Below are 12,966 nucleotides of genomic sequence, written 5' to 3'. Positions count from 1 at the left end.
CGGAAATCGATGAGACCCGCGACCACCCGCGCGGCAGACTGAGCCGGTGCTCCTGACCATCACGACGACGCACGTCCCGGCAACCGACCTCGGCCACCTCCTGCACAAGCACCCCGACCGGGTCCAGGAGTTCCGCCAGTCCTTCGGGACCGCCACCGTCTTCTACCCCGAGGCCGACGACCGGCGCTGCACGGCGGCCCTGGTGCTCGACGTCGACCCCGTCCGGATGGCCCGGTCGCGCACGAAGTCGGCCGACTTCAGCCTCGCGCAGTACGTCAACGACCGCCCGTACGCCGCCTCCTCGCTGCTCGGCGTCGCGCTCGCGGACGTCTTCAGCACGGCCCGCGCGGGCATCTGCAAGAGCCGCCAGGACCTCGCCGACACCCCGATCCCGCTGGAGCTCGCCATCCCTGTGCTGCCGTGTCGCGGCGGGTCCGACGTCGCGCACCGCCTCTTCGAGCCGCTCGGCTGGACCGTCGACGCCGTACCGATCCCGCTCGACGACGACCTCGACTGGGGTGACTCCCGCTACGTCCGGCTCACGCTCTCCGGCACCGTCCGGCTCGCGGACGCACTCAACCAGCTGCACGTCCTGCTGCCCGTGCTCGACGAGTCCAAGCACTACTGGCAGGGCGCCGACGAGGTGGACAAGCTGCTGCGCTCGGGCGGCTCCTGGCTGCTCGAGCACCCCGAGCGCGAGCTGATCACCCGGCGCTACCTCGCCCGCAGCGACCGCCTCACCGCCGACGCGCTCGTGCGGCTCGCCGAGCTCGGGGACGACGTCGAGGAGGCCCTCGAGCCCGAGCCGTCCGGGCGCCGCGTCGCGCTGAACGTCCAGCGCCACGACGCGGTCCTCGCCGTCCTCGAGGAGCTCGGCGCCCGGTCGGTCATCGATCTCGGCTGCGGCGGCGGCCGCCTGCTCCAGCGTCTCGTCGAGCGGCCGGGGCTCGACCGGATCACCGGGGTCGACGTCTCGTCGACGTCGCTGAGGGTCGCCGGCCGCCGGCTCGGGCTGGAGCGGATGGCGGAGCGGCAGGCCGAGCGGATCACGCTGTTCCAGGGCGCGCTCACCTACACCGACGAGCGCTTCGCGGGGTACGACGCGGCGGTGCTGATGGAGGTCGTCGAGCACGTCGACCCGGAGCGGCTGCCGGCGATCGAGCGGGTCGTGTTCGGCCAGGCCCGGCCGGCTGCGGTCGTGCTGACCACGCCGAACAGCGAGTACAACGACCGGTACGACGGCCTCGCCGGCTTCCGCCATCCCGACCACCGGTTCGAGTGGTCCCGGGCGGAGTTCGCGACCTGGTGCGAGCGGGTCTGCGCCGAGCACGGCTACACGGTCGAGATCCGGGGGATCGGCGACGTGGACCCGGACCGCGGCGCACCGACCCAGCTGGGGGTGTTCCGCCGTGCGTGAGATCACCGTGCCCGCCCTCGGCCTGGTCCTGCTGGTCGGGGTGTCCGGGAGTGGCAAGTCCACGTTCGCCGCCCGGCACTTCCGCCCGACCCAGGTGATCTCGAGCGACTTCTGCCGAGGCCTGGTCGCCGACGACGAGAACGACCAGGACGCCACGCCCGACGCCTTCGACGTCCTGCACTACATCGTCGGGACCCGCCTGCGCCGCGGCCTGCTCACCGTCGTCGACGCCACCAACGTCCAGCGCAACGCCCGCGCGGCCCTGGTGCGGCTCGCGAAGGACCACGACGTGCTGGTGGACGCGATCGTGCTCGACGTACCCGAAGCGGTCGCGGTCGACCGCAACCGCGAGCGCCCGGACCGCGACTTCGGCGGCCACGTGGTGCGCCGCCAGCAGCGCGACCTGCAGCGGTCCCTCAAGGGGCTTCGCAAGGAGGGCTTCCGCAAGGTCCACGTGCTCGGGCCGGACGAGGTCGACGACGTCACGATCGGCCGCGAGCGGTCGTGGAACGACCGTCGCGACCTCGCCGGACCGTTCGACGTCATCGGTGACGTGCACGGTTGCGCCTCCGAGCTGCGCACGCTGCTGGGCGAGCTCGGGTGGGTGGTGGAGCCGGGGGGTGCCCATCACCCCGAGGGCCGTACGGCGCTGTTCGTCGGGGACCTGGTCGATCGCGGCCCGGACACCCCGGGCGTGCTGCGGCTGGTGATGGGCATGGTCGCCGCCGGCACCGCGCTCTGCGTCTCCGGCAACCACGAGGCCAAGCTGGTGCGCGCGCTGCGGGGCGCCGACGTGCGCACCGCCCACGGCCTGGCCGAGTCGCTCGACCAGCTCGCCGGCGAGACCGACGAGTTCCGGCAGGCGGCGCTGCGGTTCATGGACGGCCTGATCAGCCACTACGTGCTCGACGAGGGTCGCCTGGTCGTCGCGCACGCCGGCCTCAAGGAGGCCTACCACGGCCGCTCGTCGGCCCGGGTCCGCTCGTTCGCGCTGTACGGCGACACCACCGGCGAGACCGACGAGTTCGGGCTGCCGGTGCGCTACCCGTGGGCCCAGGAGTACCGCGGTACGGCGATGGTCGTCTACGGGCACACGCCGGTCCCGGCGGCGGAGTGGGTCAACAACACGATCTGCCTCGACACCGGCGTGGTGTTCGGCGGCCACCTGACCGCGCTGCGCTACCCGTCCCGCGAGCTGGTGCGGGTGCCCGCGGAGCGGACGTGGTTCGAGCCGGTCCGGCCGCTGGTCGCCCCGACGACCGAGCGCGAGGCCACGACGCTCGACATCCGCGACGTCGCCGGCGACCACTGGCACGACACCGAGCTCGCGGGCCGGGTGAAGGTCCCGGCAGAGAACTCCGCGGCCGCGCTGGAGGTGATGAGCCGGTTCGCCGTCGACCCGCGGTGGCTGGTCTACCTCCCGCCGACCATGGCGCCGGCCCCGACCGCGACCGAGGGCGACCTGCTCGAGCACCCGGAGCGAGCCTTCGCCGACTACGCGAAGGCCGGCGTCACCGCCGTCGTGTGCGAGGAGAAGCACATGGGCTCCCGGGCGATCGCCGTCCTCGCCCGCGACGCCGACACCGCCGAGCGGCGGTTCGGGGTCGCCGACGGCTCGACCGGTGCCGTGTACACCCGCACGGGCCGCGCGTTCTTCCCCGACCGGACGCTCCAGGCCACTCTCGTCGACCTCCTGCGCGAGGCGGTCGAGCCACTGTTCGACCGGGTGGCGAGCGACTGGCTGGTCCTCGACTGCGAGCTGCTGCCGTGGTCGGCGAAGGCCCGCGGCCTCATCGAGGAGCAGTACGCCTCCGTCGGTACCGCGGCACTCCACGCCCTGCCCGCCCTCGCGGACGTGCTCTCCACCGCGTCCCGGCGCGGGCTGGACGTCGACGCGCTGGCCCGGCGTACCGGGAGACGGCTCGCCAACGCGCAGGCGTTCCGGGACGCGTACGCCGCCTACGTGCGCCCCTCCGACGGGCTCGACGGCATCACGCTCGCGCCCTTCCATGTGCTCGCCGCCGAGGGCCGGCTGCTCGCCGTCGACGAGCCCCACCCGTGGCACCTAGAGCGCCTGGGCGCGCTGTCCTCGCCGCTGCTCACGCCGACCCGCAGCATCCTGGTGGACCTGTCGTCCGCGGCCGAGCGGGAGGCCGGCGTCCGGTGGTGGACCGAGCTCACGTCCACCGGCGGCGAGGGCATGGTCGTGAAGCCCGCGCACCCGGTCGGCCGCGGCGTCCAGCCCGGCCTCAAGGTGCGCGGGCCGGAGTACCTGCGGATCATCTACGGTCCCGACTACCTCGACTCCGTCGAGGAGCTCCGCAACCGCAACCTCGGCCGCAAGCGGAGCCTCGCGGAGCGTGAGCACGGGCTCGGGATCGAGGCGCTGCGCCGGTTCGTCGGGGCCGAGCCGCTGTGGCGGGTGCACGAGGCGGTGTTCGGCGTCCTGGCCCTGGAGTCCGAGCCGGTGGACCCCCGGCTGTGACGCGACCCACGGAGCCGGGTTCGCCGCGCTGTGGCAGACTCGTCCCGACGAGCTAGCAGCTCGCGTGCTCTGGGGTCGGTGAAATTCCGAGCCGGCGGTAACAGTCCGCGACCCGGTCACAGCCAGTGGCCGGTTGACCAGGTGGGATTCCTGGACCGACGGTCAAAGTCCGGATGGGAAGCGCACGCAGGTGTCGTCACGCGTACGTCGTACGCGTGGGACCCGTCAGCCCCGGAGTCCGCGACCGGACACGAGGGGCACCAGATGGCGTTCAGCCCGGCCGAGCAGGCCGCGATGCGGCGCGCCCTCGAGCTGGCCGCGACCCCAGGCGTCCCGCTCGGGCCGAACCCGCGCGTCGGGTGCGTGCTCCTCGACGACACCGGCGCGACCGTCGCCGGGGGCTTCCACCGCGGCGCCGGCACCCCTCACGCCGAGGTCGACGCGCTCGCCCGAGCCGGCGACCGGGCCCGCGGCACCACCGCCGTCGTGACCCTCGAGCCCTGCAACCACCACGGCCGCACCGGCCCGTGCGCGCAGGCGCTGGTCGAGGCCGGCGTACGCCGCGTGGTCTTCGCGCAGGACGACCCGAACCCGGCCGCCGCCGGCGGCGCCGACACCCTGCGCGCGGCCGGCGTCGACGTCGAGTCGGGACTTCTGACGGTTGAATCGGGACTTCTGAACAGGTTCTGGGCCTTCGGCGTGCGTCACGGGCGGCCGTTCGTCACCTGGAAGTTCGCGACCACCCTCGACGGGCGCAGCGCCGCGGCCGACGGCACCAGCCGCTGGGTGAGCTCGCCCGCCTCGCGGGTGGACACCCACCGGCTCCGCGCGCAGTGCGACGTGATGCTGGTCGGCGCCAACACCGTCGCGGTCGACGACCCGCTGCTCACCGTCCGCGACGAGCACGACCGGCCGCTGGCACACCAGCCGCTGCGTGCGGTGATGGGGGAGCGCGACCTCGACCCCGGGCGGCGGGTGTTCAACGCCGACGCGGCGTCGGTGCACCTGCGCACCCGCGACCCGAAGACCGCGCTCGCCGAGCTGCATGACCTCGGCCGCCAGCACGTCTTCCTGGAGGGCGGGCCGACCCTCGCCGCGGCGTTCCTCCGCAACGGCCTCGTCGACGAGATCGTCGCGTACGTCGCGCCGATGCTGCTCGGCGCCGGCCGCTCGGCCGTCGCCGACCTCGGAATCACCACCATCGCGGATGCGTTCCGTCCCCGCGTCACCGACATCACGGTGCTGCAGGGCGACCCGCCCAACGTGCGCCTCACGCTCGCACCAGAAGGAGCCTGACATGTTCACCGGAATCGTCGAGGAGCTCGGCACCGTCGCCGCGGTCGAGGACCAGGGCGACGCGATCCGTCTCAGCATCCGCGCGACCACCGTGCTCGCGGACGCCGGTCTCGGCGACTCGATCGCGGTCAACGGCTGCTGCCTGACGGTCACGACCGTCGACGGCGACACGTGGACCGCCGACGTGATGCAGGAGACGCTCGACAAGACCAGCCTGTACGGCGTACGCCCCGGCGACACCGTCAACCTCGAGCGCGCGGTCACCGCCGACAAGCGCCTCGGCGGCCACATCGTGCAGGGCCACGTCGACGCGGTCGGGGAGATCGTGAGCCGGACGCCCAGCGAGCACTGGGAGGTCGTCGAGATCGCCATGCCGGCCGCGCTGTCGCGCTACCTCGTCGACAAGGGCTCGATCACCGTCGACGGCGTCAGCCTCACGGTCGTCGAGGCCGGCGACGACCGATTCACCGTGAGCCTGATCCCGGAGACCCTCGCCCGCACCACGCTCGGCACCCGGCAGCCCGGCGACCGCGTCAACCTCGAGGTCGACGTGATCGCCAAGTACGTCGAGCGCCTGCTCCCGTTCACCGGGGCCGTCCCGAGCGGAGGGAGCCGATGAGCCTCTCGACCCTGTACGACGCGCACCTGACCATCTCGGGTCACCAGATCACCTGGCGCGAGATCGTCGGCAACGCGTTCGGCTTCGCGTCCGCCGTCGGGGGCCTGCGCCGACGGGTGTGGGCGTGGCCGGTGGGCATCGTCGGCAACGTCCTGCTGTTCACGGTGTTCGTCGCCGCGACCTTCGACGCCCAGGCGCAGCAGCCGTTGTTCGGGCAGGCCGGGCGACAGGTCTTCTTCGTCATCACCAGCATCTACGGCTGGTACCGATGGAACGAGCAGAAGCGGCTGCACCAGGAGCTGGGTGCCGGGGGAGACGCGCCGGCGATCGACCCGCGCTGGGCCACCGCGCGCGAGCGGGTCGCCTACCTGGTCGCCGCGGCGGCCGGCGTCCTCGTGTGCCAGTGGGTGTTCAGCGTCGTCGGCGCGGGCTGGCCGGCACCGCGCTGGTACTACTGGTGCGACGCGTGGATCTTCGTGGGCTCGATGCTCGCGACCTACGCGATGGCCCGCGGGTGGAACGACTTCTGGCTGGCCTGGATCGCCGTCGACCTCGTCGGCGTACCGCTGCTGTGGCACTCCGGCTACTACCCGTCGGCGATCCTCTACGTCTTCTACGGCGGCCTGTGCGTCGTCGGGTTCGTCACCTGGTGGCGCGCCACCCGCTCGCCGGCCACGCCCGGACCCGTCCCCGAGGAGGTGCCGGCATGAGCCAGCACGAGAAGATCCAGCTCGACACCGTCGAGCGGGCGATCGCCGACATCGCCGCCGGCAAGGCGGTCGTGGTCGTCGACGACGAGGACCGCGAGAACGAGGGCGACATCATCTTCGCCGCCAGCAAGGCGACACCGGAGCTGATGGCGTTCACGATCCGTTACAGCAGCGGCGTGATCTGCGTGCCGATGCCGGCCGACATGCTGGACCGGCTCGAGATCCCGCTGATGACGCCGCACAACAAGGACCGGCTGCGCACGGCGTACACGATCTCGGTCGACGCCCGCGACGGCGTGACCACCGGCATCTCCGCCGCCGACCGGGCGCACACCGTGCGCGTGCTGGCCGACTCGGCGACAGAGCCGTGGGAGGTCACCCGGCCGGGGCACGTGTTCCCGCTCCGCTACCGGGAGGGCGGCGTGCTGGTGCGCCGCGGCCACACCGAGGCGGCGGTCGACCTGGCCACGCTCGCCGGCCTGACCCCTGCCGGCGTGCTGGTCGAGGTCGTGAACGACGACGGCACCATGAAGCGCGGCCCCCAGCTGCGCGAGTTCGCCGACGAGCACGGCCTGGCGATGATCTCGATCGACGACCTGGTCCGCTACCGGCGCCGGCACGAGAACCTCGTCGAGCGGGTCGCCGAGACCCGGCTGCCGACCCGGCACGGCGAGTTCACGGCGTACGGCTACCGGATCACCGTGGACGACTCCGAGCACATCGCGCTCGTGTACGGCGACGTGTCGGGCGACGACCCGGTGCTCACCCGGGTTCACTCCGAGTGCCTGACCGGGGACGTCTTCGCCAGCGACCGGTGCGACTGCGGCCCGCAGCTCGAGGAGGCGCTGGAGCGGGTCGTGGCGGAGGGCCGCGGCGTCATCGTGTACCTCCGCGGCCACGAGGGCCGGGGGATCGGCCTGGTCGCCAAGCTGCAGGCCTACCAGCTCCAGGACGGCGGCCGGGACACCGTCGACGCCAACCTGGACCTCGGGCTGCCGGCCGACGCCCGCCACTACGGCACCGCCACGCAGGTGCTGCGGGATCTCGGCGTCGCCAGCGTGCGGCTGATGACCAACAACCCGGACAAGGTCGAGAACCTCGAGGACTTCGGCATCCACGTGGCCGCCCGGGTGCCGCTGACCCCGCACCCCAACGACCACAACATCGCCTACCTGCTGACCAAGCGGGACCGGATGGGCCACGACCTGCCCAACCTCACCCAGGACCTCACCCAGGACGGAGCCTGACATGGCCGGACACGGCGCGCCCGACGCCGAGACCTTCGACGCCGGCGGCCTGCGGGTCGCCGTGGTCGCCGCGAGCTGGCACACCGAGGTGATGGACGGGCTGCTCGCCGGCGCGGCCCGGGCACTGGCGGACTTCGGCGCCTCCGCGCTGACCGTCCGGGTGCCCGGCACCTTCGAGCTGCCCGTCGTCGCGAGCGCGCTCGCCCGGGAGGGGTACGACGCCGTCGTCGCCCTCGGGGTGGTCGTGCGCGGCGGCACGCCGCACTTCGACTACGTCTGCAACGCCGCCACCGACGGGCTCACCCGGGTGGCGCTGGACCACACGGTCGCGGTCGGCTTCGGCGTCCTCACCTGCGACAACGAGCAGCAGGCGCTGGACCGAGCGGGGCTCGAAGGGTCTCGCGAGGACAAGGGCTACGAGGCCACCGCCGCGGCCCTGCTCACCGCCCGGACCCTGAAGGAGCTGGCGAACCACACGCCGTACGCTGGTCGACCGTGAAGACGTTCGACGAGCTCTGGGCCGAGCTGAGCGAGAAGGCGCGGTCCCGCCCCGAGGGATCCGGCACCGTCCGCCAGCTCGACGGCGGCGTCCATGCCTGCGGGAAGAAGCTGGTCGAGGAGGCCGCGGAGTCCTGGATGGCCGCCGAGCACGAGGGCCGCGACCGTGCCGCCGAGGAGATCAGCCAGCTGCTGTACCACGCCCAGGTGCTGATGCTGGCCGCCGGCATCGAGCTCGACGACGTCTACGCACACCTCTGAGGATCCACTCATGGCACTGCTCCGCATCGCGGTCCCGAACAAGGGATCGCTCTCCCAGTCGGCGTCCGAGATCCTGCGCGAGGCCGGCTACCGGCAGCGCGACGACGCCAGGCAGCTGACGCTCACCGACACCGAGAACGGCGTCGAGTTCTTCTACCTGCGCCCGCGCGACATCGCCCTGTACGTCGGCGAGGGCACCCTCGACGTCGGCATCACGGGCCGTGACCTGCTCCGGGACTCCGGCGCCAAGGCCGAGGAGGTGCTGGGCCTGGGCTTCGGTCGCAGCCGGTTCCGGTTCGCCGGACCCGCCGGGAGGTACGACGACCTGGCGCAGCTCGCGGGCACGCGGATCGCGACGTCGTACGTCGGCGTCGTGCGGTCGTTCCTCGAGGAGCGTGGCATCGACGCGACCGTGACGCGGCTGGACGGCGCCGTCGAGACCAGCGTCCAGCTCGGCGTCGCCGACGTGATCGCCGATGTCGTCGAGACCGGGAGCACGCTCCGCCAGGCCGGCCTCGAGGTCTTCGGCGAGACGATCCTGGACTCCGAGGCCGTGCTGATCACGCACACCGGCGCGGTCCCGGAGGGCTTCGAGGTCTTCCGGCGCCGGGTCGAGGGCGTCCTCGTGGCGCGCAGCTACGTGATGATGGACTACGACATCCCGACCGACCGGGTCGCCGACGCCGTGCGCCTCACGCCGGGCATCGAGAGCCCCACCGTCGCCCCCCTCCATCGCGAGGGCTGGTCGGCGGTGCGCGCGATGGTCCCGCGCGACGGCGCCCAGCGGCTGATGGACGAGCTGTTCGACATCGGCGCCCGCGGCATCCTGCTCACGGACATCCATGCCTGCCGGCTCTGAGTCACCGGGCGCGGTGGCGCTCCCGCACACCTGGCGGCCGTTCGGCGTCCGCCTCGCCGGCGCCGTCCTCGGCGGCGGTCTCGTGGTCGTGTGCGCGCTCGCCTGGATCGGCTTCGACGAGGAGACCCAGGCGAAGTTCACCGCGTTCGAGCGCGGCACGCTGGCGTTCTTCGGGCTGCTCGCGTTCGCCCTGTGGTTCGCGCTCGTGCGCTCCCGCGTCGTCGCCGAGCAGCAGCGGCTGGTGGTCGTGAACGGCTACCGCCGGCGCGAGTTCGAGTGGCCGCAGGTCGTCGCCGTCCGCCTCCCGCCCGGCGCTCCGTGGGTCACGCTGGACCTCGCCGACGGCACCACCGTCGCCGCGATGGGCATCCAGGGATCCGACGGCGACCGGGCCCGCAGCGCCGTCCGCGAGCTGCGCGCGGTCGTCGAGCGGCAGACGGGTGCGCGCTGAGAGACCGGCGGGAGGGGCGCTCAGACCGCCCGGATCCCCCAGGACGCCGAGAAGTCGGCGCCCGGCTCCAGCACGACGAGGTCCTCGCCGGAGCGGAACGCGTCGGCCTGCGCGGTCATCGGCTCGACCGCCAGTGACCGCCGCGCCGTCCGCGGCACGTCGTCCGCGCTGAACACCTGCAGCCAGCGGTGCGACCCGTCGACCCACAGCGCGACGCCGGCACCCGAGGACGGATCGCGCACGACCGCCGTCGCGATCCCGGAGCCGTCCCGCGACAGGTCGGTGAACGCGTCGTTGAACCCCACGTGCCGGATCGGCCGGGCAACCCGGAAGTCGTGGTCCGTGCCGGACACGTCGGACCGCCCCACGGGCAGCAGCCGGTCGTCGACCAGGGACCGCGTCGAGGCCGGGAGCGTGAGCTCCCAGCCGTCGACCGGACCCGGTCCGACCGAGAGGTACGGGTGCGCCCCGCTCGCGTACGGCGCGGCCGAGGCGGACATGTTGGTCGCCGACTGCGTCACCGTCAGCCCGTCCGCTGACAGGTCGTAGACCACGCGGAGGTCGAGGGTCCAGGGATAGCCGGTCTGCGCCATCAGCCGGTACGCCAGCGAGACCGACCGGGGGGTGTGCTCCTCCAGCGACCAGGCGACCCAGCGCGCCAACCCGTGCGAGGCGTTGTGCAGGGAGGGCTCCGTCAGCGGGAGCTGGAGGTCCCGCCCACCGAACGAGTACGCGCCGTCGCCGATCCGGTTCGGCCACGGCACCAGCAGCTGGCCGCGGCCACCCGGCGCCATCTCGTCCTCGCCGAAGCCGTCGATCAGCGCCCGCCCGTCGTACGACAGCTCCCGCAGCGCGCCACCGCTCTCCGTGACGACGGCGCGATAGCCGTCGCCGCTGATCTCGAACTGGTCACCACTGGGCGCGAGCATGCGCCTCACCCTAGGCGCGTACGACGAGGTCGGCCCGCTCCCGCGCGCCGGAGTGGGCGAAGTGCTCCTGCTCGTCGATCGCCCACTGCCGCAGCTCGGGCTCGTACGCCGCACCGTCGCGCGCGAGCGCTCGCCCCAGCCGCTCGGACGCGGGGGCCTCCACCCACACCAGCACGGTCACCAGCTCGTCGAACGCGGGGGAGTAGGACCCCACGCCCTCGACCACGAGGAGGGGGGTCGGCGGCACGACCACCGTCTCGGCGTACGCGCCCGCGTCCCAGTCGTAGCGCCGGTAGGTCCCGGCGCTCCGCGACGCCAGCGGCACCAGGAGCGACGCGAGCTGCGAGTCGACGGTCGGCAGCCCGCCCCAGCCGTCGTACAGGTGGTCCATGTGCACGACGCGCACGCCCGGTCCGACGAGCGAGAGCGCGAGCGTCGTCTTGCCCGACCCGGACGGCCCGTCGATGCAGATCAGCCGAGCCGGCCCGAGCGTCGCCGGTCGCTTCCGGGCGAGGTCGAGGACCCGCTCAGAAGGACTGTCCACACCCGCGGTAGCTCGGCACCGAGTCGACGAACTCGTCGCCCGCGAGCAGGTGCACGGTCGTCGCGTGCTCGAAGACCTCGCCGGACTTCCCGTGTCGGAACCACACCAGGTCCCCGATCTCGAGCCGCGCCGCGGACGGACCGGTCAGCGGGGTCTGCACCTCGCCGGCGCCCTCCAGGCCGGTGAGCTCCAGCCCGGCCGGCGCCCACGGCGTCGGCAGCCGGTCGGCGCCGATCGGGCCGGACGCGATCAGCCCACCACCGTGCACCGTCGCCATCTCGGCGGTCGGCTTGCGGGTCACCGGCAGGCCGAAGTACGACGCCGGGCGCGGCGCGAACGAGCGGTAGTGGTCGAACAGCGTCGGCACCAGCAGCCCGGAGCCGGCCGCGATCTCGGTCACGACCGGGTCGGCCGCGGTCTCCTCGACGGAGCCGGAGCCGCCGCCGTTCCAGAACTCCAGGTCCGCGACGTCCGCGAGGGCCGCGGCGACCTCACGACGGCGTACGGCGAGCTGGTTGATCGACAGCGACTTCACCCGCCGCACGATCGCCGACCGGGCACGTGAGGTCGGGACCGCGTCCTGGACGCCCGCGACCTGGCCCTCGTAGGTCATCGCGCCCACGAGCCGGAATCCGGGACGAGAGCTGATCTCGCGGGTGAGCCGCAGCACCGCGGCGACGTCGCCGAGCGGCGACCGCTTCGGGCCGACGTGCTGGCGGGCGACGCGCAGGCCGGCGTCCACGTCCACCGCGACCCGCACCTGCTCCGAGGAGCTGATCCGGACCGAGTCGACCACGTCGAGGTGGGCGGGGTCGTCGACCATCAGCGTGATCGCCGCGAGCGCGGCCGGGGACGCGAGAAGCTCGGCCAGGGCGCCGCGGTCGACGGTCGGGTAGGCGACCACGATGTCGTCGCAGATGCCCTGCTGCTGCAGCCAGAGCGCCTCGCGCAGCGTGTACCCGAGCACGCCGTGCATGCCCTCCTGGGCGAGCGCCCGCTCGATCAGCACCGGCACCCGCAGCGACTTCGAGGCCACCCGGACCGGCTTGCCACCCGCACGTCGGACCAGGTCGTCGGCGTTGCGGTCGAACGCATCGAGATCGACGACGAACACCGGTGTCGGCAGCGGCACGCCCTGCTTGGCGACGGCGTCGTCCAGTCGGGACCACAGGCGGTTGCGGTCGACGGGGCTGGAGCTCAACTGATGCCTCGCTTGCGCAGGATGGCCTCGATCTCGGCCATCTCGGGGTCGGTGTCGGTGACGACGGGCGCCGATCGCGGCCCGCGTCCCGCGGGCAGCTCCTTCGCCGAGCCGTCCTGTGCCGTCCCGAGCCGGCGCGAGCGCATCATGCCGGACACCACGATCAGCACGATCCCCGCCCCGCCCAGCAGGAATCCGAACCACACCACCGGGCTCAGCACGAGGTGTGCCACCCAGTCGGTCACCGCGTTCGCGATGTGCGTGAACATCTGGAGGGTCTTGGTCAGGTACGCGGCGAGCGGCAGCAGTGTGAAGCCGAGCGCGCGCATCGCGGCCACCGCCCCGTGCCGCCGGAACGCCATCCAGGTCCAGATGCCGCCGAGCACCGTGAGGCTGAGCGTGAGTGCTGCCCAGGCTGCGTCGTCCACGTGTCCAGAATCCCACACGGG

General features: G+C 73.1%; 14 protein-coding genes and 1 riboswitch. Of the genes, 10 read left to right on the top strand and 4 right to left on the bottom strand.

Features of this window, described 5'->3' with window-relative positions; translation table 11 throughout:
- Nucleotides 1–46 precede the first annotated feature (46 nt).
- The 10 genes from N538_RS0107015 to N538_RS0106970 all read left to right on the top strand — a co-directional run bounded on the left by N538_RS0107015 (nucleotide 47) and on the right by N538_RS0106970 (nucleotide 9,843).
- Nucleotides 47–1,417 (top strand): 3' terminal RNA ribose 2'-O-methyltransferase Hen1, encoded by a 1,371-nt coding sequence (locus N538_RS0107015; RefSeq protein WP_028636726.1) that lies wholly within the window; start codon nucleotides 47–49, stop codon nucleotides 1,415–1,417.
- A complete protein-coding gene (locus N538_RS0107010; protein ID WP_028636725.1) occupies nucleotides 1,410–3,902 on the top strand; it encodes a polynucleotide kinase-phosphatase in 2,493 nt (830 codons plus the stop codon). Before N538_RS0107015 ends, N538_RS0107010 begins: the two co-directional genes overlap by 8 nt.
- 60 nt (nucleotides 3,903–3,962) lie before the next feature.
- Nucleotides 3,963–4,092, top strand: a riboswitch (FMN riboswitch).
- Nucleotides 4,093–4,166: 74 nt separating this feature from the next.
- The gene (ribD, locus tag N538_RS0107005; RefSeq protein WP_028636724.1) at nucleotides 4,167–5,198 is read left to right on the top strand and encodes a bifunctional diaminohydroxyphosphoribosylaminopyrimidine deaminase/5-amino-6-(5-phosphoribosylamino)uracil reductase RibD; all 1,032 of its coding nucleotides are present in this window, start codon (nucleotides 4,167–4,169) and stop codon (nucleotides 5,196–5,198) included.
- 1 nt (nucleotide 5,199) lies between these two features.
- Complete coding sequence (locus tag N538_RS0107000; protein ID WP_028636723.1) at nucleotides 5,200–5,817, top strand: riboflavin synthase; 618 nt, start codon at nucleotides 5,200–5,202, stop codon at nucleotides 5,815–5,817.
- Entirely contained in the window at nucleotides 5,814–6,527 is a 714-nt protein-coding gene (locus tag N538_RS24195) for a nicotinamide mononucleotide transporter family protein (RefSeq protein ID WP_036569774.1), read from the top strand. The genes N538_RS0107000 and N538_RS24195 overlap by 4 nt, the downstream gene beginning before the upstream one ends.
- Nucleotides 6,524–7,774 carry a bifunctional 3,4-dihydroxy-2-butanone-4-phosphate synthase/GTP cyclohydrolase II gene (locus tag N538_RS0106990; protein WP_028636722.1) on the top strand — a complete coding sequence of 417 codons (1,251 nt, stop codon included), beginning with the start codon at nucleotides 6,524–6,526 and terminating at the stop codon, nucleotides 7,772–7,774. Before N538_RS24195 ends, N538_RS0106990 begins: the two co-directional genes overlap by 4 nt.
- A 1-nt stretch (nucleotide 7,775) precedes the next feature.
- Nucleotides 7,776–8,273: a 6,7-dimethyl-8-ribityllumazine synthase gene (ribH, locus tag N538_RS0106985; protein ID WP_028636721.1), complete on the top strand. Its 498-nt coding sequence runs from the start codon at nucleotides 7,776–7,778 to the stop codon at nucleotides 8,271–8,273.
- Nucleotides 8,270–8,533 carry a phosphoribosyl-ATP diphosphatase gene (locus N538_RS0106980; RefSeq protein WP_028636720.1) on the top strand — a complete coding sequence of 88 codons (264 nt, stop codon included), beginning with the start codon at nucleotides 8,270–8,272 and terminating at the stop codon, nucleotides 8,531–8,533. The genes ribH and N538_RS0106980 overlap by 4 nt, the downstream gene beginning before the upstream one ends.
- A gap of 10 nt (nucleotides 8,534–8,543) precedes the next feature.
- Nucleotides 8,544–9,392: an ATP phosphoribosyltransferase gene (hisG, locus tag N538_RS0106975; protein ID WP_197025262.1), complete on the top strand. Its 849-nt coding sequence runs from the start codon at nucleotides 8,544–8,546 to the stop codon at nucleotides 9,390–9,392.
- Nucleotides 9,376–9,843: a PH domain-containing protein gene (locus tag N538_RS0106970; RefSeq protein WP_028636718.1), complete on the top strand. Its 468-nt coding sequence runs from the start codon at nucleotides 9,376–9,378 to the stop codon at nucleotides 9,841–9,843. Before hisG ends, N538_RS0106970 begins: the two co-directional genes overlap by 17 nt.
- 20 nt (nucleotides 9,844–9,863) lie before the next feature.
- Here the strand turns inward: N538_RS0106970 and N538_RS0106965 are convergent, their stop codons facing one another.
- The 4 genes from N538_RS0106965 to N538_RS0106950 are packed head-to-tail and all read right to left on the bottom strand — an operon-like array spanning nucleotide 9,864 to nucleotide 12,945.
- On the bottom strand, nucleotides 9,864–10,772 hold the full coding sequence (locus N538_RS0106965; protein ID WP_028636717.1) for an aldose 1-epimerase family protein: 909 nt from the start codon (nucleotides 10,770–10,772) through the stop codon (nucleotides 9,864–9,866).
- A gap of 10 nt (nucleotides 10,773–10,782) precedes the next feature.
- Nucleotides 10,783–11,316, bottom strand: a complete 534-nt coding sequence (locus N538_RS0106960) for a uridine kinase family protein (protein WP_028636716.1) — start codon at nucleotides 11,314–11,316, stop codon at nucleotides 10,783–10,785.
- On the bottom strand, nucleotides 11,300–12,517 hold the full coding sequence (locus N538_RS0106955; protein ID WP_028636715.1) for an amino acid deaminase/aldolase: 1,218 nt from the start codon (nucleotides 12,515–12,517) through the stop codon (nucleotides 11,300–11,302). The genes N538_RS0106960 and N538_RS0106955 overlap by 17 nt, the downstream gene beginning before the upstream one ends.
- Complete coding sequence (locus N538_RS0106950; protein WP_028636714.1) at nucleotides 12,514–12,945, bottom strand: hypothetical protein; 432 nt, start codon at nucleotides 12,943–12,945, stop codon at nucleotides 12,514–12,516. Before N538_RS0106950 ends, N538_RS0106955 begins: the two co-directional genes overlap by 4 nt.
- Nucleotides 12,946–12,966: the final 21 nt, after the last annotated feature.

The sequence above is a fragment of the Nocardioides sp. URHA0032 genome, assembly GCF_000620645.1.
Taxonomy (GTDB): domain Bacteria; phylum Actinomycetota; class Actinomycetes; order Propionibacteriales; family Nocardioidaceae; genus Nocardioides.
This window is presented reverse-complemented; position numbering and strand designations above follow the sequence as displayed.

Bases quoted from the DNA above. Each gene is read 5' to 3' on its own strand.
- ribD (WP_028636724.1), top strand. From the start codon at position 4,167: ATGGCGTTCAGCCCGGCCGAGCAGGCCGCGATGCGGCGCGCCCTCGAG.
- N538_RS0107000 (WP_028636723.1), top strand. From the start codon at position 5,200: ATGTTCACCGGAATCGTCGAGGAGCTCGGCACCGTCGCCGCGGTCGAG.
- N538_RS24195 (WP_036569774.1), top strand. From the start codon at position 5,814: ATGAGCCTCTCGACCCTGTACGACGCGCACCTGACCATCTCGGGTCAC.
- N538_RS0106990 (WP_028636722.1), top strand. From the start codon at position 6,524: ATGAGCCAGCACGAGAAGATCCAGCTCGACACCGTCGAGCGGGCGATC.
- ribH (WP_028636721.1), top strand. From the start codon at position 7,776: ATGGCCGGACACGGCGCGCCCGACGCCGAGACCTTCGACGCCGGCGGC.
- hisG (WP_197025262.1), top strand. From the start codon at position 8,544: ATGGCACTGCTCCGCATCGCGGTCCCGAACAAGGGATCGCTCTCCCAG.
- N538_RS0106970 (WP_028636718.1), top strand. From the start codon at position 9,376: ATGCCTGCCGGCTCTGAGTCACCGGGCGCGGTGGCGCTCCCGCACACC.
- N538_RS0106965 (WP_028636717.1), bottom strand. From the start codon at position 10,772: ATGCTCGCGCCCAGTGGTGACCAGTTCGAGATCAGCGGCGACGGCTAT.